This is a genomic window from Brevibacillus sp. TJ4, assembly GCF_044627595.2.
Classification (GTDB): Bacteria; Bacillota; Bacilli; order Brevibacillales; family Brevibacillaceae; genus Brevibacillus.
In genome coordinates this window covers 3,093,772-3,116,351 of the sequence record NZ_CP185865.1, presented here as the reverse complement: position 1 = coordinate 3,116,351, position 22,580 = coordinate 3,093,772, and the positions used below count along the sequence as shown (strand labels likewise).

Genomic DNA, 22,580 nt, shown 5'->3' with positions numbered 1-22,580 from the left:
GGATGGGCAGCTCGGAAGCAAACCAAAAGACAATGAATATTACGCTGTGGCAGCAGACATGTCTGATTACAAGTACGCTCATCGGCGTAGGGGTGTTGACTTTGCCGCGCACGGCAACCTCCCACTTGTATGAAGCGGGGTGGATGTCGCCGGTCTTCGGGGCGATGTTTGCATTGGTCTCGATCTGGATGATTGCGATGCTGAGCCGACGCTTTCCGGGCATGACGTTTATCGAATACAGCCCGATCATCTTTGGCACGAAAAAAACAGCTGCAGCAGGCCGGCTGCTCAGCTTGCCGTGGATTCTTTTCTACCTTCTCTTTCTGCTCGTAACGACAGCCTTTACCGCGCGCATTTTCGGATCTGTAGTCGTCACCGCCGTACTGCGCGAAACACCGCTGGAAGTCATTATTGTCACAATGTGTTTTCTCGCCGTATTTTTGTGCATGCATGAGGTGGAAGTCGTGGCCCGGGTGAACGAGCTTTTGTTTCCGCTCATCGTGCTGCCGGTCTTGATCATCTCGCTTGCTTCCTTCCAGAAGGCAGAGTGGGAGTATCTGTTCCCGCTGTTTCGAGGGGATGTGATGGCGATTTTAAAAGGGGTGAGCGAGGCCTCCTACTCCTACCAGGGATATGAGATCATGCTGATTTTCTTTGCCTTTGCCAACCGCAATTCGGGCAAAGGCAAGGCCGGATTTTACGGAATACTGATCACGATGATCGTCTATACCCTGATCGTCGTCGCGGGTATTGCTGTCTTCGGGTACGACGAATTGCAGCTTGAGACATGGCCGACATTGGAGTTGGTAAAAACGACACAGGTTCCTGGGCAAATATTGGAGAGACTGGAATCGGCATTTCTGACAGTTTGGGTGGTCGCCGTGTTTACGACGGTTGCGAACAGCTTTTACGCAGTCGTGTTCGGGTTGCGCCAACTGTTTAACAAGGGAATCGGGTTCCAGCGCATCATCTCGATTCCCCTGGCGTTCCTGATGGTCTATATTTCGCTGCTGCCGGAAAACGTCGCGGAAATTTTTGAGATGAGTGCTGCCATGGGCATGCTCAGCCTGATTATCAACCTGGGGATACCTGCCCTCTACTGGCTGATCGTCTTGCTTCGCGGCAAAGGGATTCATCCCGAGGAGAGGAAAGTGGATGGGTAAACAATGGAAGCTCCTGCTCTGTTTGCTGATCCTCGCTACTTCTCTGTTAAGCGGCTGCTGGGACAATCGCGAGCTGGAGGAGCGCAACGCAGTTCTTGGCATCGCCCTGGACCTGGTTGAAATAGACGGGGAAGAACAATACAAAATGACCGTACAGATTCCCATCCCGATCAAGATTGCCGGCAGCAGTGGCGAGGGCGGCGGCGGGAACGAAAATGCCGTAAAAATCGTGAGCGGCATCGGCAGGACCGTCATGGAAGCCTCCCGCAGTTTGCAGCTTCGCCTCAACCAACAGCTCTTCGTCGGACATACACGGATTTTGGCTGTCAGTGAAAAGTTGGCGAGAAGAGGGTTGTCCGATATCATGGACTCTTTTCGCAGAGACCCGATGATCCGCCGGTTGATGTGGACCGTTGTCGTTAAAGGGAGGGCGGCTACCCTTCTGGAGATCAGACCGCAGCTTTCCCAGATCCCGGTTATCTTCCAAATGGAGCAGATCGAAAACGGAATCAGGATGGGCACCATTCCCGACCAGTCGCTAGGGGAGTATTTCAATGATTCCGCGAGTAAAGTTGCCCAGCCCTTTCTAAACTACGTGGAAGCCAGTCAAAACGAGCTGAAGTGGAGAGGTGTAGCCGTTTTTCGGGAGGATCGGATGGTCGGGACGCTTACCCCGGTTGAGACCTGGACGTTGATGCGACTGCGCAATAAACGTCGGGGAGGAATGGAGGTCGTTCCTATTCCGGGAACGGAAAATGAGTTCATCACTTTTCGTCCCAAGTTTATGGAAACGAAAATCACATTCCAGAAGAATGACAATGCACCGGGAGATACTAACATTACGGCAACCTTTCACTGTGAGGTCAAAGGAGATCTGCTTGAATCGACCGGACAGAAGGGAGGGTTAACCCACAGCCGGGAAATCACGGAGTTGGAGGGCATCATCAAGCAGGAAATGGAGCGCAGAGCCCATGAAGTCGTAGGAAAAGTGCAGAAGGAGTTCAACAGTGACGTGTTGCGGCTCGGGTTGAAACTGCGTGCCCAGCACTACCACGACTACTGGAAGCATCACGACTGGAACGAGGATTTTAAAGATTTTCCGATCCGCATCGTGTACACGATTAAGCTGCAGCGGCTGGGGATGGCGATGTAGTAGCGCAAAAAAGGAGGGGAAATGTAACCCCTCCTTTGCCATCCCTATTCGTTTTTACACGGGAGATTGAGTCTGGGCAGGTATGTGTTCGGCGATCGTCTGCACCATTTTTTGCCGTGAAGCAGCATCGCTGTTCTGCCACAAGACTTCAAACAGGACACCCAGTCCCGGCAAGGTTTTTTCCTGGGCGCTGGTAATCGCGTCGTTGATCGTATGCTGAACGTCACCCGCATCCGAACCTTGCATTTTGTACATAATCGCCTGGCGCAAATTTAGGGAAGCTATGTTCATGTACGTACATCCCCCTCTCGTATAGGATTGGTTGCCCGTTTAGTATTTGTCCGTGTACGCCTGCTCATACTGCTTTGTGGCGGGGAAGAGCGGTGTGGTATAATGCTTTGGAGAAAATGGGACCACAAAGCCAGGCTAGACGCGTGGAGCCGGTTAAGGAGAAGATGAAACCGTGTCAAAACAATTTGCCATAATCGGGATGGGACGCTTTGGTTCCAGTGTGGCCCGTACATTGTACGAAATGGATTACGAGGTCATGGGGATCGACGAAAACGAGGAGCGCATCAATGAAAACCTGCAGTTTGTGACGCATGCTGTCGTGGCGGACACGACTGACGAACGAGCGCTCAAAGAGCTGGGGATTCGCAACTTTGACGTCGTCGTGGTTGCGATTGGCGTCGATATTCAGGCGAGCATCCTGACCGTACTGACATTGAAAGAGCTGGGCGTGAAAAAAATTGTCGCCAAAGCGCAAAACGAACGGCATGGGCAAGTGCTGTACAAGGTTGGCGCCGACCGCGTCGTCTTTCCGGAGCGCGACATGGGCGTTCGCGTAGCCCATAATCTGGTTTCGTCCAACGTGCTCGACTTTATCGAACTGGCCGAGGATTACAGCGTCGCCGAGGTCATCGTCTCGTCCAACATGGTAGGGAAAACGCTGCGTCAGCTCGATATTCGCGCAAGGTACGAGGTCAACGTCATCGCGATCAAAAGCGGCGACGAGTTCAACATTACCCCCAACCCGGACGATGTCATTCAGCAAGGGGACGTATTGGTTGTAGTCGGCAATAACAAACACCTGCAAAATTTCGAGGAGAAGGCATAACCTATGGTGCACGAAATGATAACGTCTGTACAAAATCCGCTGGTCAAAAGGCTGCATCAGCTATTGGAGAAAAAGGGGAGAGAAGCGCAAAAGCGCTATCTCGTCGAAGGTGCGCACCTGGTCGAAGAGGCGTTCAACAGCGGAGCCAAAGTGGTGACGGTGCTGTACGATCCGCAGCGCGCTATCGATCCGGCTTGCCAGCGCGCCATGGCCGAACACGAGGGTGGGCTGCAAATCCTGACGGCATCGGAGGCTGTGCTCGCCAAGCTCTCCGAGACGAAGTCACCGCAAGGCATCGTGGCTGAGGTAAAGCGAAGAGACGGTGACTGGGACTCCTGGCTGACCCAGCGTCTTGCCGAAGGGGACCAGCTGCTTTTGCTGCTGCTCGATGAAATCCAGGACCCGGGAAACCTCGGAACAATCCTCAGGACTGCCGAGGCGGCGGGAGTAGACGCTGTTGTTTTGGGCAAAGGCAGCGTCGACTTGTACAACGGAAAAGTGATTCGTTCCACGATGGGAGCCATATTCCGACTGCCTATTTTCTCCATGTCACTGCCGGAATTGGCCGACCAGTGGAAGTCGCTGGGGGGAAAACTGCTCGTCACTGCCATCAGCGAAGGCAGCTCTCCCTATGATATGGCTACCTATTCAGGCAAGACGGCCATCGTCATCGGCAACGAGGGCAGAGGCGTATCCAAAGCAATGATGGATCGTGCTGACGAAAAGCTGTACATCCCGATCTACGGTCGCGCAGAGTCGCTCAATGCAGCAGTTGCGGCTGGCATATTGATCTATGAAGCGCGGAGAAAGCAGACAGACCGGACGATCTAGTCGAGCTGCGGACTTTCCATTCCCGTCTTTTGCTTGTACTCTTCGCGAGCGATTTGCCACTGGTCCTGTGCCATTCGCAAAATACCGCTTTCAATCGTCTGGTTGCGAAATGACAGTGCCTTGCCGAAATAGCGGATGGCCTGATCGAATTCACCCAGACGGCGGTACAGTTCGCCAAGCAGGTACATCAGTCTGACTTCCGACATTTCCTTGTCCGTGCGCATGTAATCCGAATGTATGTAGGACTCTTCGTATTCCGCAGCAGCCATGCGGATAAAGCGGATTTCTTCGGCTTCGTTCGCTTCGAAGCGGTAGAGCCAGGCGAGTCGCAGGTACAGCCCTGCTTTGACGGAATGAGGCTGATTCGTCAACTCCGCGGCGAAGATGGCCAGCTTGTAGCTGACGATCGCCTCGATCCGTTGGCGGACTGATCCGAATTCTTTGGGCGTCCACTTGGCTGTTATTTTCTGCTGGACTTCCTGCGCCTGTGAAAGAGTCAATGTTTTCTGAAACTGGTCGTTAAAGGCAAAGCCGCATTGGGGACATACACTGACAGAGTAGAGAATCGGATTGAGTGCCTGTTCCTTGAAATGGGTACAGAAGTCGCTGTCGCGGTGTGCCACTGTCAAACTGCCGCTGCGGATTCGCTTGGTCGTAAAAGGCGTTTCGCAATGGGGGCATGTGACGGTTTTATCGTACAGCGCGGATGCTTTTTCAATCATTCGAAAAATCCCCTTTCTGGATGTCGGTTCGATGTACTGCGATGGGACACATATTTGCGGGAGAAGAATTGAAAGTTGATTCTGGTTGCGCTATAATCGGTTCTAATTATAACGTAAAGCGATGACGGAGACTAGTAAGCAGGAACTACGGCTTTTCAGGGAGAAGATGCCACAGACTGAAAGCATCTTCAAGCACAGTAGCTGCCGAATTCACTCCTGAGCAGCACTCTGAACCGTTCTGTTTGGACGCAGTAGGAGCAGCCGGGTCATTCCCGTTACCAATGTCTGAAGTGAGGCAAGAAATCCGTTTTTTTGCCTAACAAGGGTGGTACCGCGAGAAAAAGTAACTCGTCCCTTCTGGGGCGGGTTTTTCTTTTTTTTAAGGCAAGACAATCACCAAAAAGGAGCGATTCAGCGTGCAAACAAGGTTGCAAGAAATGAAGAATGCGGCACTCGGCCAAATGGACCAGGTGACGGATTCGGCACAACTCCAGGACTTGCGCGTCAAGTACCTGGGCAAAAAAGGGGAGTTGACCGAGCTTTTGCGGGGAATGGGCAGCCTCTCGCCGGAAGAGCGTCCACTTGTCGGACAACTCGTAAACGAGGTGCGGGAAGCGCTGGAAAAAGCGTTTGCCAGTAAACAACAAGACCTCGAACAAGCTGTCTTGAACGCCAAGCTGGCGTCGCAGACGATCGATGTCACCCTGCCAGGCAGACCGGTGCCGGCCGGGACGATGCATCCGCTCTCGCGCATCATCGAGGAGATCGAAGACATCTTCATCGGGATGGGCTTTGAGATTGCCGAAGGGCCTGAGGTGGAACTCGATCACTTCAACTTTGAAATGCTCAATCTGCCGAAGGATCATCCGGCACGCGACATGCAAGACTCCTTTTACATCACGGATGAAATTTTGCTGCGCACCCACACGTCTCCTGTACAGGCGCGCACCATGCTGAAAAAGGAAGGCAAGACGCCTGTGAAAATCATCTGCCCGGGGAAAGTATACCGCCGCGATGACGACGACGCTACACACTCCCACCAATTTACCCAGATTGAAGGGCTGGTCGTCGCAAAAGGAATCGGCATGAGCGACCTGAAAGGCACCTTGCTCACCTTCGCCCGGAAAATGTTCGGACCCAACCAGCAAGTAAGGCTGCGCCCCAGCTTCTTCCCGTTCACCGAACCGAGCGCCGAGGTTGACCTGCAGTGCTTCAAGTGCGGCGGTGAAGGATGCCGCGTCTGCAAGCAGACGGGCTGGATCGAAATTCTCGGCTCCGGAATGGTCCATCCGCGCGTGCTGGAAATGGCTGGCTACGATCCGCAGGAAGTCAGCGGTTTTGCCTTTGGCATGGGTGTAGAACGGATTGCCATGCTGAAATACGGGGTGGAGGACATCCGCCATTTTTATACCAATGACGTTCGTTTCCTGCGTCAGTTCAACCGAGCGTAAGAGAGGAGAGCGAAGATGAAAGTATCGTACCAATGGTTATCAGAATATGTCGATCTGCATGACGTCACGCCCCAGGAGCTGGCGGAAAAGCTGACTGCAAGCGGCGTCGAGGTAGACGCGGTGGAGTCGCGCAACGCCGGAGTATCCGGTGCGGTGATCGGTTATGTAAAAGAACGCAGCAAACACCCGGACGCGGACCGCTTGAATGTCTGCATCGTCGATGTCGGGCAGGAAGAGGATTTGCAAATCGTCTGTGGAGCGGCGAATGTGGCCCAAGGGCAAAAAGTGGTCGTCGCGCTGCCTGGCGCCCATCTGCCTGGCGGTTTGAAAATCAAGCGTTCCAAGCTGCGCGGCGTGGAATCCCAGGGGATGATCTGCTCCGCCAAGGAATTGGGCTTGAACGACAAGCTGCTGGCCAAAGATCAGCAGGAGGGCATCATGGTCCTGCCGGAAGACGCTGCAGTCGGCACCGATGCCGTCACTTATCTGGGAATGGACGACACTGTACTGGAGCTGGGACTTACCCCGAACCGTTCCGACTGTCTGAGCATGCTCGGCGTCGCCTATGAAGTAGCAGCGATTTTGGGCAGAGAGGTGAAGCTGCCGTCTGTCGACCTGGCGGAAGAAGGCGATGCCAACCCGGTACAGGTGACGATCGAGGCACAGCAGGAGTGCTACCAGTACCACGGCCGCCATTTTACCGGAGCGCGGATCACAAGCTCGCCCCAGTGGATGAAAAACAGACTGATGGCCGCCGGTATGCGCCCGATTAACAACGTCGTCGACGTGACCAACTACGTGCTTCTGGAGTACGGTCAGCCGCTGCACGCCTTTGACGGCGGAAAGGTCGCCAATCGCTCCATCGTCGTCCGCCTCGCGAAGGAAGGCGAAGAAATCGTCACGCTGGATGAGCAACAGCGGACATTGGACGACCAGACGCTGTTGATTGCAGACCCGGAAAAAGCACTGGCGATCGCGGGCGTAATGGGTGGTGCCAACTCGGAGATTACAGACGAGACACAGGAGATTGTCCTCGAGGCAGCCTGGTTTACGCCGCAGACTGTTCGCCGTACAGCGCGCAAGCTGGGCATGCGTACAGAAGGCTGCGTACGCTGGGAAAAGGGAGTCGACCAGCTTCGCGTCAAGGAAGCGGGAGAGCGTGCGGCTGCCCTGATCCAGCAGCTTTCCGGGGCAAAAGTTTCCAAGGGCGTGACGTCCGTAGTGGTCAAACATGCCGAGCCGGTCGTCGTAACCGTTACCCTGGAAAAAATCAATCAGCATCTCGGAACCGCCCTGACGGTTGCCGATGTGTCGCCGATCTTTGAGCGCCTGCAGTTTCCGTACGAGCAAAACGGCGAAGCGTGGAGCGTGACCGTGCCGACGAGACGCGGAGACATCACGCTGCCCGAGGATTTGGTCGAGGAAGTCGCCCGTCTGTACGGATACGACAACATTCCGACCAGCCTGCCGGTCGGGGAGACGACCCAGGGCGGTCTGACACCGGATCAGCAACTGCGCCGCGACATTCGCCACCACCTGATCGGAGCAGGATTGAATGAAGCGATCTCCTATGCGCTCGTCCATCCGGAGCGGGTGGAGGAAGTCGCCGGTTTGCACCGGGAGAAGACGAATCCGGTCTCGCTGCTCATGCCGATGAGCGAAGAGCACAGCACCTTGCGCACGAGTCTGATCCCCAGCTTGCTGGAGACGGTCTCCTACAACAAAAAGCGGCAAAACCACGACGTCGCCCTGTTTGAACTGGGCCGCGTATTTCTGCATACGAAAGAAGAGTTGACGGAGCTGCCGGAAGAGCGTACGTACGTGGCAGGAGCACTGTCGGGCCAATGGTATCCGCAAAACTGGATGGGCACCAAGCAGCCGGTCGATTTTTACCAGCTCAAAGGCATCGTCGAATCGCTGCTGGCGCGTATCGGCATCCGGGATGCGGTCTACAAGGCGACTTCCGAACTGGCTGGCATGCATCCGGGCAGAACAGCAGAAGTATGGGCAGGCGATGAGCGGCTGGGCTACCTCGGCCAGATTCATCCGGCTACGGAAAAAGCGTACGATCTGACGGAAACGTACGTGTTCCAACTGGATGTTGCCACTCTCGAGAAAGTGGCGAGCGACATCGGCTACTACAATCCGCTGCCGAAATTCCCGGCGATCACACGCGACCTGGCGCTTGTCGTCAACCGCGACGTCACAGCAGAAGCGCTGCAGTCGACGATCCGCGAGGCGGCAGGAGCATTGCTGGAATCGCTCACGCTGTTTGACGTCTACACAGGCGAGCGCATCGCACAAGACAAGAAGAGCATGGCGTTCTCGCTCGTGTTCCGCGATCCGGAGCGCACCTTGCAGGATGAGGAGATCCAGCAATTGACAAATGCGGTGGTCGAGGCGCTGAAAGAAAAAACAGGTGCCGAGCTGCGGATGTAGCTGCCAACAAACAACACGGCTTGACGAAATATGACATTTTCAGTAACCTAAAAAGGATACAGTAGAGCAAAGGTCGCAGTTGGGAGGAACCCTTCGTGCAAGGTGATGGGAAAAATCGTTTGACGGTGGACATCTTTGGCCAACAATATAGACTGAGTGGCAAGGCGAGTGTCAATCATATCCGTATGGTAGCCGGTTTCGTGGACGATAAAATGAACGAAATTGCAAATGGCAATCAGCGGCTGGACACAGCAAAAATTGCCGTGCTTACTGCTGTCAATATTGCGGACGAATACTTCCGCCTGCGCCAAGAGTACGAAGAACTGCTCAAGATCCTACAGGAAGATGCAAACGAAGGTTTATAAACCCAAGTGAAAAAAGAGCAATGCAATGGGAGCTCCCCGTTGTATTGCTCTTTTCGTGTTTCAGCGCTTCTTCAGAATTCCCAGATACGCCTCCCACGGCCCGACATCCGCCTTGTAGCGGACAGCCATCACGCGGACGATTTGCGCGATGTGCGTAAGATCATGGACGACCCACGTAGAGATCAACTCCCGCAGCTTGACGACGCCGAATTCGGGATGGATACCGGTCTGCTCGAGGTGCCGTGCCGGGTCGACTAGGCTGCGCAGCTTGTGCAGGTTTTCCGTGCGGATTGCGGCAAAGGCCTGCAGCTTCTCTTCGATCGTTGTTGCAGCCTTTTCCTGTAAATGGGCATAACGGTCGAACGGGGGAAACGGCCGGCTCTCTCCTTCCCGCAAGATCGTTTCCAGCCGGGGCAGCCAGTTGGTTTTCTCGGCCTCGATCAGGTGGTCGACGACTTCGCTGGCATTCCAGGTGCCATCCCCTTCATTGCACCGCAGCCACTCCTCTGATAAACCGGACAACGCCGCCGCCAGTGTGCGCGGTGTACGCTCCAAAATCTCGATCGCTTCCTCCAGGCGAAAATGCATGCCAATCCCTCCGTCCCATACATTGGTTTACAGGTACTGTATTCGACCTGCCCGCATGTATTCCCCTGCTGTGTGCCCGAAACAAAAAAATGGATAGAGCGTTGGCTCTACCCATTTTGTCTATACGGTTTGGAGTGTCTAGGTCTGTTGCTTGTTTTGTTTGTCTCCGTCGCTAAACGAACTTTTGATCGGGATAAACAGGTCAATAATGCCGATCACCAAGGAGGCAAGCAAGGCACCTAAAATCGTGACGCGAAAGCCTGTTACGAAAAACTGGGTAACGTAAATGACGACCGCACTCACGAGAAAGCCGACAATTCCGCGATTGTACGGGGAAATTCGATCACCGAACATGGCTTCCACGATCCAGCCGATGATGGCGATTACGATCGCAGCCATAATCGCAGTCCAAAAGCTATTTACAGTAAAGCCGGGTACGAGAAATCCGACGAACATCAGCACGATGGCTGCAACAATAAATCGGACAACGTGGCGAAGAAACGTCAAGTTTACTCCTCCTTTGCGAAGTGTTCGTTTACATTTTTTCTTACTTGCACGCTGTTTATTCCACAACTGGAGTGTAAAAATATCCTTGGCTTGGCGGACGTGATATAATGGGCAGGAATGGCTGGCTTGCGAATCGGCCACTCTCTGCGGGAGCGACCGGTGATCCGCGTCGCCAGCGGGAATCAGTAAGGAGGATCAGAGTGGAACAACGGGTGTTAAAAACGTTGGAATACGACAAAATCGTCGCTCTTTTGGTCGAACGGGCGACGTGCACATATGGAAAGGAAAGAGCGGCAGAGCTGCAGCCGTTTACGGCGCTGGAGAAAGTCTCGGCTGCCCAGCGGGGGACGGCGGAAGCAGCCAATGTCCTGCGCTTGAAAGGAAGCGTGCCGCTTGGCGGAATACGCGACATCCGCGGGGCTGTACAGCGTGCGAGGCTCAACGCGATGCTCGCGCCGAGCGAACTGCTTGACATAGCAAGTACGATCGCGTCTGGCCGCAGACTGAAAAACTTTTTGCTGGACATGGCAGAGGACGTGGAGCTGCCGCTGTTGCGTGAACAGGCCGAGCGGATCGAAGGCTTGCGCGAGCTGGAAAGCGAAATTCGCCGCTGCATTGATGAGAACGGTGACGTGATGGACAGCGCCAGCCAGGAGCTGCGCCAGGTTCGGCAGGAAATCCGGCAATCAGAAGCGCGGATTCGCGAACGGCTCGATCAGATGACCCGCTCGTCCTCCTACCAGAAGATGCTGATGGAAAATATCGTCACGATCCGTGGCGATCGCTTCGTCATTCCGGTCAAGCAGGAATATCGGCATGTGTTCGGCGGAATCGTCCACGACCAGTCTGCGTCTGGAGCGACGCTGTTTATCGAGCCGGAAGTGATCGTCAGCATGAACAACAAGCTGCGCGAAGCACGCTTGCGCGAGGAGCGGGAAGTAGAGCGAATCCTCTTTCTTTTGACCGAACAGGTCTCCTTCGCCGTAGAAGCGCTGATGGAGAACGTGGCGGCTCTGACCGAGCTCGATTTCATGTTTGCCAAGGCGCAATTGGCCTGGAGCATGAAGGCAGTATGCCCGAAGCTCAACGATCAGGGGTACGTCCGGCTGAAAAAAGCGCGTCATCCGCTCATTTCGCGTGACGTAGTCGTACCTTTGGACGTAGAACTAGGCGGGGAGTATCAGGCGATTGTCATTACCGGTCCGAATACGGGCGGAAAAACGGTCTCGCTGAAAACGATTGGTCTGCTCTCGCTGATGGCGATGTCAGGCTTGCACATTCCCGCTGAGGAAGAAAGCGAAGTGACCGTCTTTTCCTCTGTCTTTGCCGACATTGGCGATGAGCAGTCGATTGAGCAGAGCCTGTCTACGTTTTCCAGCCATATGACAAATATTATCCATATTTTGGAAAAAATGGACCGAAACAGTCTGGTGCTGTTTGACGAGCTGGGAGCCGGAACAGACCCGACAGAAGGGGCAGCGTTGGCGATGGCGATCATCGACCACGTCCTTTCGTCCGGTGCCAGATTGGTTGCCACCACGCACTACAGCGAGCTGAAAGCGTATGCCTACGACCGTCCGGAAGTGGTCAACGCCAGCGTGGAATTTGACGTCGAGACGCTGCGTCCTACCTATCGCTTGCTGATCGGCGTGCCAGGCCGCTCCAACGCGTTTGCCATCGCAGGCAGGCTGGGACTTCCCCAGGAAATCATCGATGTCGCCCGCGGCTCGATCAGTGAAGAGGATAACCAGGTCGAGAGCATGATCGCCTCGCTGGAGCGCAACAAGAAGAGCGCAGAAGCGGAGCGGCAGGCAGCAGAGGCGCTTCGCCGGGAAGCAGAAGAGCTGCGCCGCCAGTTGGAAGAGGAGCGCAACCGCTTTGCCGAAGAGAAAAACAAGCGGATGGAACAGGCCGAAGACGAGGCCCGCATCGCCGTCCAACTGGCCAAGGAAGAGGCCGAAGCGATCATCCGGGAATTGCGCCAGATGCGCGACGAAGGCGTAGACATCAAGGAGCACCGCCTGATCGAAGCGAAAAAGCGGCTGGGCAATGCCGTGCTGGAGCTGGACAAGGAAAAGGTGAAAAAGCCGGCAAAAGCAGTCCGGGCGACGCAGATCAAGGTCGGAGACGAAGTGATGGTGACGAGCTTTGGCCAAAAAGGAACGGTGCTGGAGAAAGTAAACAGCGAAGAGTTCCTGGTGCAGATCGGCATTATGAAAATGAAAGTCAAGCGGGACGACATGAATGTCCTCAAATCCCCTCCGGCACAGCAGCAGGCGGCAGCGTACACCTCTGTCAAGCGGAGAAGCCAGGACATCAAAATGAGCCTCGATTTGCGGGGCTACAACGTGGAGGACGGAATCCGGGAGATCGAGCAGTTCCTCGACGACGCCTTGCTGGCCGGACTGAATTCCGTCTCGATCATCCACGGGCATGGAACGGGAATGTTGCGCAAAGGCGTGCATGAATACTTGCGCCAGCACCGCAACGTCAAGTCGTTCCGTCTCGGCGGCCAGGGAGAAGGCGGCGTCGGCGCGACGATTGCAGAATTGAAATAAGCAGGGGGAAAAAACATGGAGGGGCTTCTACACAATCCGTACTTTGCGACGGCAGCCTTTTTTGCCGTGACAGGATTGGCAATCGTTTTGTTCCTCACGATTTTTGAGATGGTGACGCGATACAAGGTCTGGACAGAGCTGCAACGGGGAAATGTCGCTGTCGCCATGGCCACCGGAGGAAAAATTTTCGGGATTGCCAATGTCTTCCGCTTTTCGATCCAGCAGCATGATTCGATCGGGCAGGTGCTGCTTTGGGGAACATTCGGTTTTTTCCTGCTGCTGGTCAGTTACTTTATCTTCGAGTTTATGACTCCAGGCTACCGGATCGACGAAGAGATCGCCAAAGGCAACAAGGCAATCGGTTTTATCGCGCTGACGATCTCCGTCGGCTTCTCCTATATTATCGGGGCCAGCCTGATTCGCTAGGGGAGGCGTGTCCCCCTGGTTGATGCGCTGTACAAACGGGAGTATAATAGAGCCTTGGCAGAGAGTGAAGGTAGACTTCAATGGACGAGGAGGAGTTTTCCTTGGAAACCTTGTATAAGGTCCTCATTGTTTGCTGCGCGCTGTTTGTCGTTGCAGGAGTATATTATTTGATGTAATCAGATCGTGCCAGGAATGGAAAGCGAATAGAGATGTGAAAGAGGAGATATACATGACTCAACCTGTACGCGTTGCTGTAGTAGGATTGGGATTTGTCGGTTTGCCGCTGGCGCTAACCTACGCGATGAAGGGAGCAAGCGTCATCGGAATCGATATCGCACCGCATGTCGTCGAAGAGATCAACGCGGGACGATCCCATCATTTGGAGTCCTATCAGGGGAAAACATTGCCGGAAATTTTGCGCGAGCAACTGGATGCGGGGCGTTTTCGCGCGACAACTTCCTATGAAGAGGCAGCAGCGCATGTCAATGCGTACATCGTCACGGCAGGCTTGCCGGTACACAATGGCGATCCTGACTTAGGCCCGCTGAAAAGCTGTGCCCAGTCGCTCGGAAGCGTACTGAAAAAGGGCGACACGGTGATGATCCGCAGCACAGTCGTGCCGGGGACGACCGAAGAGGTCATTTTGCCGATTCTCGAAGAAGTAAGCGGACTTGCCGCCGGGAAAGACTTTTACCTGACCTACTGCTCCGAGCGCATTGCGGAAGGACGAGCTTTCGAAGAGTTCATCAAGATGCCGCTCGTGCTCGGCGGACTGAATGAGGAGAGCGCCAAAAAAGGCGAGGAGCTGCTTTCCTTTATCAGCGAGACGGATGTGACGATTTCTTCGATTCGCATCGTCGAAACAGCCAAGGTGATCGAAAACATCCAGCGTGACGTCAATATCGCCATGGTTCAGGAATTTGCCCGCTTTGCCGAGGCATTCGGCATCGACACCTTTGAACTGATCAAGGTGGCCAACACCCACACGCGGGTAAATCTTTTGACACCGGGCCCAGGCGTAGGCGGCTTTTGTTTGCCAAACGCCCTCTACTACCTGCAGCCAAAAGCACAGGAGCTCGGCGTAGGCTTGCAACTGTTGCAACAGGCGCGCCAGATCAACGATGGCGTTCCAGACGTGCTGGTCGGCATGCTGGAGCAGGCGTTGCAGGAGCAAGGCAAGAACTTGCGCGGCAGCAAGGTAGCTGTCCTCGGCCTGGCAATGAAGGACTTCTCCAACGATGACCGGGTGAGCCCGGTGCATGATCTGATTGCACGCCTGCTGGAAAAAGGCGTAGAAGTGGTCTCGTACGACCCGGCTGTCCCTACGAGCTACGGACACAAGGCAGACAGCCTCGAGGATGCCGTACGGGGAGCAGACGCCCTGTTCTTGACCGCCGTGCAAAAAGAGTTCGCCGAGATGGACTGGACTGCTCTGGTCAAGCAAATGGCCGCCTCTGCTGTATTGGTCGATACGAAAAACCGCATTCCACGCGAGCTGGATGGCTCCGTAAAAGTGGTGCGCATCTGATAGATGGAACAGGAAACCCTCTACAATGATTTGTAGAGGGTTTTTTGCTGCCAAACGCGGCAGGCCTGCGAATCCTGTACGCAGACAGTACGTACCGTTAAAAGAATTCCGCAGTACCGGCGAGATTGAGCATGGCGCGCATCGTTTTGTACATGTCCTGCTGATCAGCCGGAGTGTAGATGACAGTGTTCGTTTCCTGTTCATAGCGCGTACCGGGGACGATGGCTGCCATTTCCGCCTGGCCTGCGTGGGAAAACTCAATCGCCATCTCCAGCGGCTGCGCCATTCGCAGCGGCGCGATCTGGTTGAGCGAGGAGAGAGCGGCTTTCGTCTTTTGTTTCAACTCCGCTGTCGCTTCCTCGCGGGACAGACAGATGGCGGCAGTGCGGGAGACAGCCTCTTTGACCACTGCCGTGCTGATTCCGGGAATCAAATCACGCGCTTCTTCGGCAATCAGATTGTCGCCCGATACCATGATGACCGGAACCTGGTACATGCCGGCAAAGACCGCGTTGAAGCCGAACTCCCCGACAACGCGTCCGTTTATGTACAGATTGCGGATCACGTTCGACATCGTATGGCTGAGGACGCCGGGCACTCCTTGCCTGGTGTGGTAGCCGATAAACAGTGCCGCATCAAAGCTGTCATCCAGTCCGTGCACCATCGAGTGATCCCGGGGGGAACCTGCCAAAAGCCGCGCTTTGGGGTGCAACGCTTCCCACAGGATGTTGTTCATCGTGTTATGGCTGTCCGCCACGAAAATTTCTTTGGCACCCCACTCCAAAGCCGCTTCGATGACTGCATTGGCGTCGTCCGTCATAAACTGGCGGCCACGCTGGTAGTTGTTTCCCGCATCAGGATTGATGTACGTAGTGTCGACGATTCCCGAAATGCCTTCCATGTCTACCGAGAGAAAAAGTTTCATTGCCCTACCCAACCTTTCACGACTGCTCTTTTCAAAAAATTGTGTCACTTGCAAGCAAAAAAAAACGATGTTGCCTTCCACATGCTTCTTCCCTATTGTAGAGCCTATGCTTCGATTCGGCAACAACGGCAACAACAATGAAAAAGCACGACAAGTGCCTGGTGGCGTACATGCCGTGCTTTTTCAGGAGAGGATCTTTTTGTACAAGGCCAAAATGCGCCTCGTCATCTGTTCGATCGTAAAGGAGCTTTCCACTTTGTCCAGAGCCTGTTTTGCCAGCGTATCACGCAGGGCGGGAGACTGCCAGAGGCGTTCCATCGCCTTGCACAAGGCGGAAGCGTCGCCGGGGGGGACGACCAGTCCCGTCTGTTCCTCGAAGACAAATTCCTTCACTCCGCCCACGTGGCTCGCCACGACGGGAACTTCGGATGCCATCGCTTCGATGATCGTATAACCCAGCCCCTCGTACAGCGAAGAGTGAACAAAGGCGTCACAGGCATGCAAGCAGGCGGGAATGTCCTGGCGAAATCCGGCAAAGCGTACCCGGCTTTGCAGACCGTATTCCTGCACCTTTTCCTCCAGGAGTGCTCGTTCCGGCCCGTCCCCGACGAGAACCAGATAGGGAGCATGCTCATGCTCAGCGGCAAGCTGTGCGTACGCGTCGAGCAGGATGGGCAAGCCTTTGACCGGGACAAACCGGGCTACCGTCCCAAACAAAAAGGCTTCCTCCGGTATATCCCATTCCTTGCGCAGTCTGCTTCTGTCCGCTTCCCGCAGATGGACCTGGCGATAGGGGGCGAGATCCGTGCCGTTGTAAATAACACTGATTTTGTCGGCAGGTACGCCCTGCTCGCGCATAATGTCAGCCAATGCCCCGCTGATGGCGATAAAATGCCTGTTCAGGTGGCGCGTGCTTTTTTCCATCATACTGACGATCAGGTAGGTGAGCGAACCGCTGTAGTCATAGCGAAGCGAGCTGTGCACCGTCGTCACAAGCGGCACACCCAGCGACAAGGCAGCGAGTCTGGAAAAGAAATTCGCCTTGATCCCGTGCGTATGGATAACGTCTGGCTGAAACGAAAGAAAGGTTTGCCGCAATGCCTGCAAGAGACGCAAATCAAACCGCCCAAACTGATGCAGCGTGATAACGTGAATTCCCGCCTCTCTGAGCTTGTCAGCAAAAAGAGAGTCGTAAAAGCAGACCACTGCTACCTCCACTTCATCGGACGGGAATGTGGTGACGAGATGCAGAATATGCTGTTCAGCGCCGCCAAATTCCCCTCCGCCAATCACGTGGAGGATTCGTAATTTGTTCATGTACTATTCACCCGAATCGTAGTTACAAAGCCATTTTCACTATAGCAGATGGCTGGTATATTCGCAATAAGACGCCACTTGTGGTATCGTGTAGGTTGTACGCAAATGGCGCTGGGCCGGGCTTTTTGCCGTAGCGTAGCAATGTTTTGGATGAGGAAGGTATTTTGATGAAAGCAAAGAACGTGTTGATCATTTGTTATATTTTTCCGCCTATTGGCGGCGGTGGCGTGCCCCGTCCTTTGAAAATGGCGAAATATTTGGGGGAGTTTGGATGGAATGTTCATGTCCTGACCGTCGACCCCACGTATCATGCGACACTGGACCCGTCTCTCCTCGCGCAATTGCCGAAGGACGTCTCTGTCTATCGGGCAAAGGAACTGCCTGTGCTGCCCGGACGAGGCGCTTCAGCCCAGGCGCAAACAAAGCCTGCGACGGCTTCGGCAGTGAAAGAAGCGGCGACACCACCTCGCGCTTCTTTGAAAAGCGTATTGAAACAACAGCTTTTTCAGTTTCTCAAAGGCATCAAGCCGTATCTGTTAATCCCGGATGACCAGATTCTCTGGCTGCCGGGAGCGATCCGGCTGGGGCGGGAGATTATCCGGCGCGAACAGATCGACGTCATTTTCTCGACCTCCGGCCCTGTTACCAACCATCTGGTCGCTCGCCAGCTAGCGCATGAAGCAGGCTGTAAATGGGTGGCCGACTTCCGCGATCCGTGGACGCAAAACATGCACAACTCGGGTATTGCCTGGAGAGAACGGTTGGAAGAGCGGATGGAGGCGAGGGTGATGGCCGATGCGGATGCGATTACGACCGTGACGGCTACGTTTGCGGAGAACTTCCGGAAAAAGCATGGCAACCGCATCAAGCGGATGGAGTTGATCTACAACGGCTTTGACCAGGCCGATTTTGCCGATTTGCAGCCAAGCCAAGCCGTCCCCGAGAAATTCCACGCCGTCTACGCTGGTATCTTGTACCAGAAGCGCAACCCGCGCCTGCTGCTGCAAGCGATTCGCGAACTGATCGACGAAGGACAGATCGATCCCGACGACGTACTGCTCAGCTTTGCCGGAGTTTTCGATTATCCCGGCTACTCGGAGAACCGCGACTGTGTGGAGCGGCTCGGACTGGGCGAGCAGGTTCGTGTATTGGGCAACCTGCCGCACCAGCAGGCGCTCGGCTTGATGAAAGGGGCGGACGCGCTTTTGTTGATCGGAGACGTCTCCGCGGACGCAGGTGCCTACATCCCGGGCAAGCTGTACGAATACATGGGCATTGGAAAGCCGATTCTCGCACTCAACAAGGCAGGGGAGGCGACCGAGATCATCCAGCAGTTCCGTTTGGGGCAAGTGGCTGATCCGGAAGACAAGGACGCGATCAAGCTGGCGTACCTGGACCTGTACCGGGAGTGGAAGGAAAAAGGGGAGACGCAGGACGCAGAGCGCGGTACAGACTTTGCCGAGCGGGTCAAGCGCTACGAACGGCGCGAGCAGGCGAGACAGCTGGCGCAATTGATGGACGAGTTGATCGGCTGATTCACTTGGCCAACCGATATACAAAAACGTGGCGACAGGCAGCCGGTGCTGCGCGTGACGCCACGTTTTTTGTCTCGCTATGGGGGTTCTCCCACAGCAGGCTATTGCCCAAGCAATTCCTCTGTCTTTGTGATCACGTTGTCCCAATCGATCTGATACACTTTTACCCCGACCAGCTTCGCCTTGCCGTCGACAGATTGGTAGATTTTCTCGGTAAATTCCCGCGTCGCTTCGTTGAACGAAAGCGTGCCGGTAACGGGCTCGATCTGTCGCGAAAACACTTTCGCAATCTCGCTCTCCACCTTGTCGATCTTGTAGCCGTTGATAAACGTCCCTTGGGAATTGGTTTCCAGCATATAGAACATATCGGCGTGTACGATCCTCGAAATTTCCCGTAGAGTGCCGGTACTCTCCATCTTCGGAAGCGGGATTTGTTTGCCGTTTACGACATTGATGACCGAATCGAAATTGCCGTTGGAACCCCAGCGCAGCGAGTACACGTAATCCAGCGGATATGGATAGCTCTGGCGCGCCAGCATGCCCATGTACTGCGGTGAGCTCGTCACCCGGTCCAGGCCCTCGAAACGGACGGCAGGGGTGCTGTTATCCCACTCTTGGCCGATGCCGAACATGTTTGCAATCGTTGCGGCAGGAACATAGACATTGCCGTTATACGTAAACGGCTCTGCACTCGTCTTGATCTCTTTTCCATTGATAAACAGCTTGATGTTGGCGTAGTTCACACGGATTGCTTCCGACGCCTTTTTCGCCAGTGCGCCGTCGTTTCCAGCAAGCATCCCTGCAGTGCACATCAACACTCCCGTCAGACTTGCAAGCAGAACCGTTTTTGATACTTTCATCTGTCTCTCTCCCTTTCAGAAAAAGGAGGAATGTTGCAAAGACAGGTAATGTTGTGCGATCGTTCGTGCAATTTTTTGCCGATACTGGATGATGTCATGCCTGCTTGCAAACAGTAAACCAAAAGACTGCAGTGGAAAGGATGAACGAAATGACTGGATCAAATCATCAGGTGTTTCCGTTTTTGATGTTCGAAGGAGTAGCAGAAGAGGCCATGACGTTTTACACATCGCTGTTTCCCCGCTCGGAAATCGTCAGCATCACGCGTTATGGAGCAGACGAGCCTGACAGAGAAGGGACGGTCATGCAGGCAGTATTTTCGATAAAGGGCCAGATGATTATGTGCATCGACAGCCACATCAAGCATAACTTCACGTTTACGCCGGCATTTTCGCTGTTTGTGATCTGCGATTCAGCGGAGGAAGTAGACCGGGCATTTGAACAGCTGTCGCAAGGAGGCTTCACACTCATGCCCCTCGGGGAGTATCCCTTCTCTCCACGATTTACCTGGGTGCAAGATCGCTACGGCGTATCCTGGCAGTTGAGCTTGCAAGCGTGATGGGATACATCGGATAAGCTGTGTTTTTTCGGATCAGTACGCAAAAAAAGACCGTCCGTGCTTTTTGGCAAGCAGGGCGGTCTTTCTCGTTCTTCTCGTTTTTTAATACAGCAAATACCTTTCGACTTCTGCCGGGTCTTTGATCTCGATCCCCGGGTCGTCGTATTTGTACAACTGGAACAGCACTTGCTGATCGAGCGTTCCGGCGGCAGGCAAAGGCAGGATAATCCACGTCTCGTACTGATGGATCAAGCGGTCTTCCTTGCCGATCCAGAACGTGGTCTTGATCGTCGACTCACGCAAAATGTACTCCAGATCCGGCCGCTCTCCCAACTGCTGGCGCAGTGGCTCAAACAGCGGGCTTTGGCTTTTTGCCAGCCATTCGGCTCCGGTGATCCTCAACTGGAAGGTTGCCGTCTCCGTACCGTACACCTTGTCATCTTCGATCTGAACGGCCTGGTCCATAAACGGCAGCCAGTCTTCAAAGCCAGCCAGCACGTCGAAGGCAAGCGGCTCGTCACGCGCTGTCACCCAGTAGTCTTTCGCCCGGATGAAGTGCTTGTTGTCGATCCGGTAGTACTGGTAGGGCTGGGCGGCGATCCGCGCATCGACGTTGTAGCCTTTTTCGTTGATGACGGCACCGTTGAACATGCTCGTTACCGAGCGGGCCAAAATCTGGTTTTTGACATGTCCCTTGTACCAGTATTTTTGCGCCTCCGGGTCGGTCCGTCCCTTTTCCAGAGCGACTTCCAGCCATTCCCGCGGAGATTCCGTCAGCCCTTCCGGCGGTGCTTGCGGCGTCGTATTGAAGTTGGTGGAGCCAAACTCCTTGGGTCCTGACTCGTACGTGCATCCGCCGAGCAGAGCAGCGGCACAAAGCGCACCAAGCAAGGCAGCCCATTTGTTTTGCTTACGCATGACGTACCCTCCTTACGACCGCATATCCCAAAAGCCCGACAAACAGCGCAATCGTCAGCGGAAAGACGGGGATATTGTGCTTTTTGAACACCAGGATGCGATGCGTGTTGTAAATCGTCGCGACAATTTCATTTTCCTGGTCGCCATCGACATCGCCCACCTGGACGTTGATCAGTGGCAGGTAAATCCGCCAGTTTTGCTTCAAGCCTTCCGGGGTGTAATCATATCCGCTCAGGTAGCGGCTGTCTGTGGTGCTTACCCAGCTTTTTGCCTTGGCGATGATTTCCGGCTGTCCGCCGCCTACAGCGGCGAAGTTGGAGAAGCGGAAGCTCGGATCGTTTTCCGCGCTTGCCCAGATGATGTCCCACGTACCTTCCGGCGTCGGCTTGAGGATATAGGACGGCTTGCCCGCCAACAGCAGCTCGTCGACCTGGTCGTTGTCGATGTCGGCCGGGATGAACTCTGCGGTCGCCAGTTCAGCTTCATTGCGCGTCAGCGTGTACGCTTCGCGAATGCTGCCGTCTGCCTCGACGACGATGACGCCGAGATGCTGGCCCATGATCATCAGCCCTTCGCGTCCGTCCGGCAGCATCATCGTCGTGAGAATTTTGGTCGCGTCGGTAGGTCCGCTAAACGGCTGTCCGTCGTACGAACCGGTCAGCATGCCGTCCTTGATGTGCAAATCCTTGTACTTGCTGCCCAATTCGTGCCGAACATCCATGCTGCCTTCACTATCTTCCAGAAGGTTGGCGATGTTGGCCATGTCCAGCATAAAGGCGCGGTACGGCGCAGTCCCGATTTGCAGCATGCCTTCCGCGTACGGCTGGCGCTGCACGTTCGGGATCAACTGGTCATCCTTCATCGTGTAATACGGGAAACCGGGATAATCCGTTGGCATTTGCTCTTTGATTCGCTGCAGCGTATCGGCAGGAATCTCGTCGTTTGGCAAGCGGACAAGCTCGCCGTCCTGCCAGCTCAGCACGTAGAGGGAAAGCGGCTCTGTCTGCAGATGCGTCAGCTTTTCAGCAAACGCCTTTTTCTCTTCCTCCGTCTCCGGACGTTCCACGGTTTCCGGCAAAGGAAGCTCCTCTGCGTTCCCGTAGGTGATAATTTCCATTTTTCCGTCTTGATTTACGTCGTAGAGGGTAATCGGGAAATAGTCGACCCACTCTCCGTTGTATAGCCGGTCGGTCTGGTGAGTCACGGTGAAATGGCTCAATGCCGTCAATGTATCGCGATGAAAGGTTGTATTTGCCAAAAGGGCAACGATCACCAGGGCTCCGACTGCTTTCCAGGACAAGCGCCCGTACCACTTGGCGAGCAGGGCGATGACGATCACGGCGATGGCTCCGCCGATCAGCAGCGCGGCTGTCGTTTTCACGTCCACGCGGGTCAGGGAGCGATCCAGCAGCAAGAAGGCAATGGTAAAGACGATCACCTGGCGCCGTTCGCTCGGGTGCACGACGTAGTAGCAGAAGGCGAGCAGCGGCAGGAACACCAACAGGGCGATCCAGGTCAGGTCGAGAAAGGCTGGTTTGACGAGCAGATGGTAGATCAGTAACAGAGCGATGGCGAACAACGCCCAGCTTATCGTTGAAACTACAGGATTGCGGCGCATGA

General features: G+C 54.8%; 21 protein-coding genes and 1 other annotated feature. Of the genes, 12 read left to right on the top strand and 9 right to left on the bottom strand.

The window, feature by feature from the left end; translation table 11 throughout:
* Positions 1–2 precede the first annotated feature (2 nt).
* Together ACAF76_RS15325 and ACAF76_RS15320 are read left to right on the top strand one after the other, a co-directional pair.
* On the top strand, positions 3–1,163 hold the full coding sequence (locus tag ACAF76_RS15325) for an endospore germination permease (RefSeq protein WP_400164271.1): 1,161 nt from the start codon (positions 3–5) through the stop codon (positions 1,161–1,163).
* Positions 1,156–2,316: a Ger(x)C family spore germination protein gene (locus ACAF76_RS15320; protein ID WP_400164270.1), complete on the top strand. Its 1,161-nt coding sequence runs from the start codon at positions 1,156–1,158 to the stop codon at positions 2,314–2,316. Before ACAF76_RS15325 ends, ACAF76_RS15320 begins: the two co-directional genes overlap by 8 nt.
* Before the next feature lie 54 nt (positions 2,317–2,370).
* Here ACAF76_RS15320 and sspI read toward each other — a convergent pair whose 3' ends face one another.
* Positions 2,371–2,607, bottom strand: a complete 237-nt coding sequence (gene sspI / locus ACAF76_RS15315; RefSeq protein ID WP_400164269.1) for a small acid-soluble spore protein SspI — start codon at positions 2,605–2,607, stop codon at positions 2,371–2,373.
* A 172-nt stretch (positions 2,608–2,779) separates the two neighbouring features.
* Here sspI and ACAF76_RS15310 point away from each other — a divergent pair, with 172 nt between their 5' ends.
* Both ACAF76_RS15310 and ACAF76_RS15305 read left to right on the top strand, forming a co-directional pair.
* A complete protein-coding gene (locus ACAF76_RS15310; RefSeq protein WP_400164268.1) occupies positions 2,780–3,433 on the top strand; it encodes a potassium channel family protein in 654 nt (217 codons plus the stop codon).
* A gap of 3 nt (positions 3,434–3,436) precedes the next feature.
* The gene (locus tag ACAF76_RS15305) at positions 3,437–4,264 is read left to right on the top strand and encodes a TrmH family RNA methyltransferase (protein ID WP_400164267.1); all 828 of its coding nucleotides are present in this window, start codon (positions 3,437–3,439) and stop codon (positions 4,262–4,264) included.
* On the opposite strand, the gene ACAF76_RS15300 is transcribed toward ACAF76_RS15305, so the two are convergent.
* Positions 4,261–4,986: a DUF2225 domain-containing protein gene (locus tag ACAF76_RS15300; RefSeq protein WP_400164266.1), complete on the bottom strand. Its 726-nt coding sequence runs from the start codon at positions 4,984–4,986 to the stop codon at positions 4,261–4,263. The genes ACAF76_RS15305 and ACAF76_RS15300 overlap by 4 nt on opposite strands.
* 112 nt (positions 4,987–5,098) lie before the next feature.
* Positions 5,099–5,345 (top strand) — a binding site (T-box leader).
* A gap of 57 nt (positions 5,346–5,402) precedes the next feature.
* On the opposite strand from ACAF76_RS15300, the gene pheS reads away from it, so the two are divergent.
* The 3 genes from pheS (at position 5,403) to zapA (ending at position 9,241) form a co-directional block, all read left to right on the top strand.
* Complete coding sequence (gene pheS / locus ACAF76_RS15295; RefSeq protein ID WP_400164265.1) at positions 5,403–6,437, top strand: phenylalanine--tRNA ligase subunit alpha; 1,035 nt, start codon at positions 5,403–5,405, stop codon at positions 6,435–6,437.
* A 15-nt stretch (positions 6,438–6,452) separates the two neighbouring features.
* Positions 6,453–8,876, top strand: coding sequence for a phenylalanine--tRNA ligase subunit beta (gene pheT / locus ACAF76_RS15290; RefSeq protein WP_400164264.1), 2,424 nt, complete (start codon positions 6,453–6,455; stop codon positions 8,874–8,876).
* A 95-nt stretch (positions 8,877–8,971) separates the two neighbouring features.
* A complete protein-coding gene (gene zapA, locus ACAF76_RS15285) occupies positions 8,972–9,241 on the top strand; it encodes a cell division protein ZapA (protein WP_400164263.1) in 270 nt (89 codons plus the stop codon).
* A 60-nt stretch (positions 9,242–9,301) separates the two neighbouring features.
* Here zapA and ACAF76_RS15280 read toward each other — a convergent pair whose 3' ends face one another.
* Together ACAF76_RS15280 and ACAF76_RS15275 are read right to left on the bottom strand one after the other, a co-directional pair.
* Positions 9,302–9,829 (bottom strand): DinB family protein, encoded by a 528-nt coding sequence (locus ACAF76_RS15280; protein ID WP_400164262.1) that lies wholly within the window; start codon positions 9,827–9,829, stop codon positions 9,302–9,304.
* A 138-nt stretch (positions 9,830–9,967) separates the two neighbouring features.
* Positions 9,968–10,336, bottom strand: coding sequence for a phage holin family protein (locus ACAF76_RS15275; RefSeq protein WP_400164261.1), 369 nt, complete (start codon positions 10,334–10,336; stop codon positions 9,968–9,970).
* A gap of 200 nt (positions 10,337–10,536) precedes the next feature.
* Here ACAF76_RS15275 and ACAF76_RS15270 point away from each other — a divergent pair, with 200 nt between their 5' ends.
* From ACAF76_RS15270 to ACAF76_RS15260, 3 genes are all read left to right on the top strand, one after another.
* Complete coding sequence (locus ACAF76_RS15270) at positions 10,537–12,894, top strand: endonuclease MutS2 (RefSeq protein WP_400164260.1); 2,358 nt, start codon at positions 10,537–10,539, stop codon at positions 12,892–12,894.
* A gap of 15 nt (positions 12,895–12,909) precedes the next feature.
* Complete coding sequence (locus ACAF76_RS15265) at positions 12,910–13,320, top strand: DUF350 domain-containing protein (RefSeq protein WP_400164259.1); 411 nt, start codon at positions 12,910–12,912, stop codon at positions 13,318–13,320.
* A 229-nt stretch (positions 13,321–13,549) separates the two neighbouring features.
* Positions 13,550–14,848, top strand: coding sequence for a nucleotide sugar dehydrogenase (locus tag ACAF76_RS15260; protein WP_400164258.1), 1,299 nt, complete (start codon positions 13,550–13,552; stop codon positions 14,846–14,848).
* A gap of 97 nt (positions 14,849–14,945) precedes the next feature.
* On the opposite strand, the gene ACAF76_RS15255 is transcribed toward ACAF76_RS15260, so the two are convergent.
* Both ACAF76_RS15255 and ACAF76_RS15250 read right to left on the bottom strand, forming a co-directional pair.
* Entirely contained in the window at positions 14,946–15,773 is an 828-nt protein-coding gene (locus tag ACAF76_RS15255; protein ID WP_400164257.1) for a M55 family metallopeptidase, read from the bottom strand.
* A 183-nt stretch (positions 15,774–15,956) separates the two neighbouring features.
* Positions 15,957–17,090, bottom strand: coding sequence for a glycosyltransferase (locus ACAF76_RS15250; protein ID WP_400164256.1), 1,134 nt, complete (start codon positions 17,088–17,090; stop codon positions 15,957–15,959).
* Between the two features lie 167 nt (positions 17,091–17,257).
* Between ACAF76_RS15250 and ACAF76_RS15245 the strand changes: the two genes are divergently transcribed.
* Positions 17,258–18,625, top strand: a complete 1,368-nt coding sequence (locus tag ACAF76_RS15245) for a glycosyltransferase family 4 protein (RefSeq protein WP_400164255.1) — start codon at positions 17,258–17,260, stop codon at positions 18,623–18,625.
* A gap of 101 nt (positions 18,626–18,726) precedes the next feature.
* Here ACAF76_RS15245 and ACAF76_RS15240 read toward each other — a convergent pair whose 3' ends face one another.
* Positions 18,727–19,485, bottom strand: coding sequence for a stalk domain-containing protein (locus ACAF76_RS15240; protein ID WP_400164254.1), 759 nt, complete (start codon positions 19,483–19,485; stop codon positions 18,727–18,729).
* 149 nt (positions 19,486–19,634) lie between these two features.
* On the opposite strand from ACAF76_RS15240, the gene ACAF76_RS15235 reads away from it, so the two are divergent.
* A complete protein-coding gene (locus ACAF76_RS15235) occupies positions 19,635–20,042 on the top strand; it encodes a VOC family protein (RefSeq protein ID WP_400164253.1) in 408 nt (135 codons plus the stop codon).
* A 102-nt stretch (positions 20,043–20,144) separates the two neighbouring features.
* Here ACAF76_RS15235 and ACAF76_RS15230 read toward each other — a convergent pair whose 3' ends face one another.
* Together ACAF76_RS15230 and ACAF76_RS15225 are read right to left on the bottom strand one after the other, a co-directional pair.
* Positions 20,145–20,960, bottom strand: coding sequence for a hypothetical protein (locus tag ACAF76_RS15230; RefSeq protein WP_400164252.1), 816 nt, complete (start codon positions 20,958–20,960; stop codon positions 20,145–20,147).
* On the bottom strand, positions 20,953–22,578 hold the full coding sequence (locus ACAF76_RS15225; protein WP_400164251.1) for a hypothetical protein: 1,626 nt from the start codon (positions 22,576–22,578) through the stop codon (positions 20,953–20,955). The genes ACAF76_RS15230 and ACAF76_RS15225 overlap by 8 nt, the downstream gene beginning before the upstream one ends.
* Positions 22,579–22,580: the final 2 nt, after the last annotated feature.

Bases quoted from the DNA above. Each gene is read 5' to 3' on its own strand.
- ACAF76_RS15325 (WP_400164271.1), top strand. From the start codon at position 3: ATGGGCAGCTCGGAAGCAAACCAAAAGACAATGAATATTACGCTGTGG.
- ACAF76_RS15320 (WP_400164270.1), top strand. From the start codon at position 1,156: ATGGGTAAACAATGGAAGCTCCTGCTCTGTTTGCTGATCCTCGCTACT.
- sspI (WP_400164269.1), bottom strand. From the start codon at position 2,607: ATGAACATAGCTTCCCTAAATTTGCGCCAGGCGATTATGTACAAAATG.
- ACAF76_RS15305 (WP_400164267.1), top strand. From the start codon at position 3,437: ATGGTGCACGAAATGATAACGTCTGTACAAAATCCGCTGGTCAAAAGG.
- ACAF76_RS15300 (WP_400164266.1), bottom strand. From the start codon at position 4,986: ATGATTGAAAAAGCATCCGCGCTGTACGATAAAACCGTCACATGCCCC.
- pheT (WP_400164264.1), top strand. From the start codon at position 6,453: ATGAAAGTATCGTACCAATGGTTATCAGAATATGTCGATCTGCATGAC.
- ACAF76_RS15280 (WP_400164262.1), bottom strand. From the start codon at position 9,829: ATGCATTTTCGCCTGGAGGAAGCGATCGAGATTTTGGAGCGTACACCG.
- ACAF76_RS15265 (WP_400164259.1), top strand. From the start codon at position 12,910: ATGGAGGGGCTTCTACACAATCCGTACTTTGCGACGGCAGCCTTTTTT.
- ACAF76_RS15260 (WP_400164258.1), top strand. From the start codon at position 13,550: ATGACTCAACCTGTACGCGTTGCTGTAGTAGGATTGGGATTTGTCGGT.
- ACAF76_RS15255 (WP_400164257.1), bottom strand. From the start codon at position 15,773: ATGAAACTTTTTCTCTCGGTAGACATGGAAGGCATTTCGGGAATCGTC.
- ACAF76_RS15250 (WP_400164256.1), bottom strand. From the start codon at position 17,090: ATGAACAAATTACGAATCCTCCACGTGATTGGCGGAGGGGAATTTGGC.
- ACAF76_RS15245 (WP_400164255.1), top strand. From the start codon at position 17,258: ATGAAAGCAAAGAACGTGTTGATCATTTGTTATATTTTTCCGCCTATT.
- ACAF76_RS15240 (WP_400164254.1), bottom strand. From the start codon at position 19,485: ATGAAAGTATCAAAAACGGTTCTGCTTGCAAGTCTGACGGGAGTGTTG.
- ACAF76_RS15235 (WP_400164253.1), top strand. From the start codon at position 19,635: ATGACTGGATCAAATCATCAGGTGTTTCCGTTTTTGATGTTCGAAGGA.
- ACAF76_RS15230 (WP_400164252.1), bottom strand. From the start codon at position 20,960: ATGCGTAAGCAAAACAAATGGGCTGCCTTGCTTGGTGCGCTTTGTGCC.
- ACAF76_RS15225 (WP_400164251.1), bottom strand. From the start codon at position 22,578: ATGCGCCGCAATCCTGTAGTTTCAACGATAAGCTGGGCGTTGTTCGCC.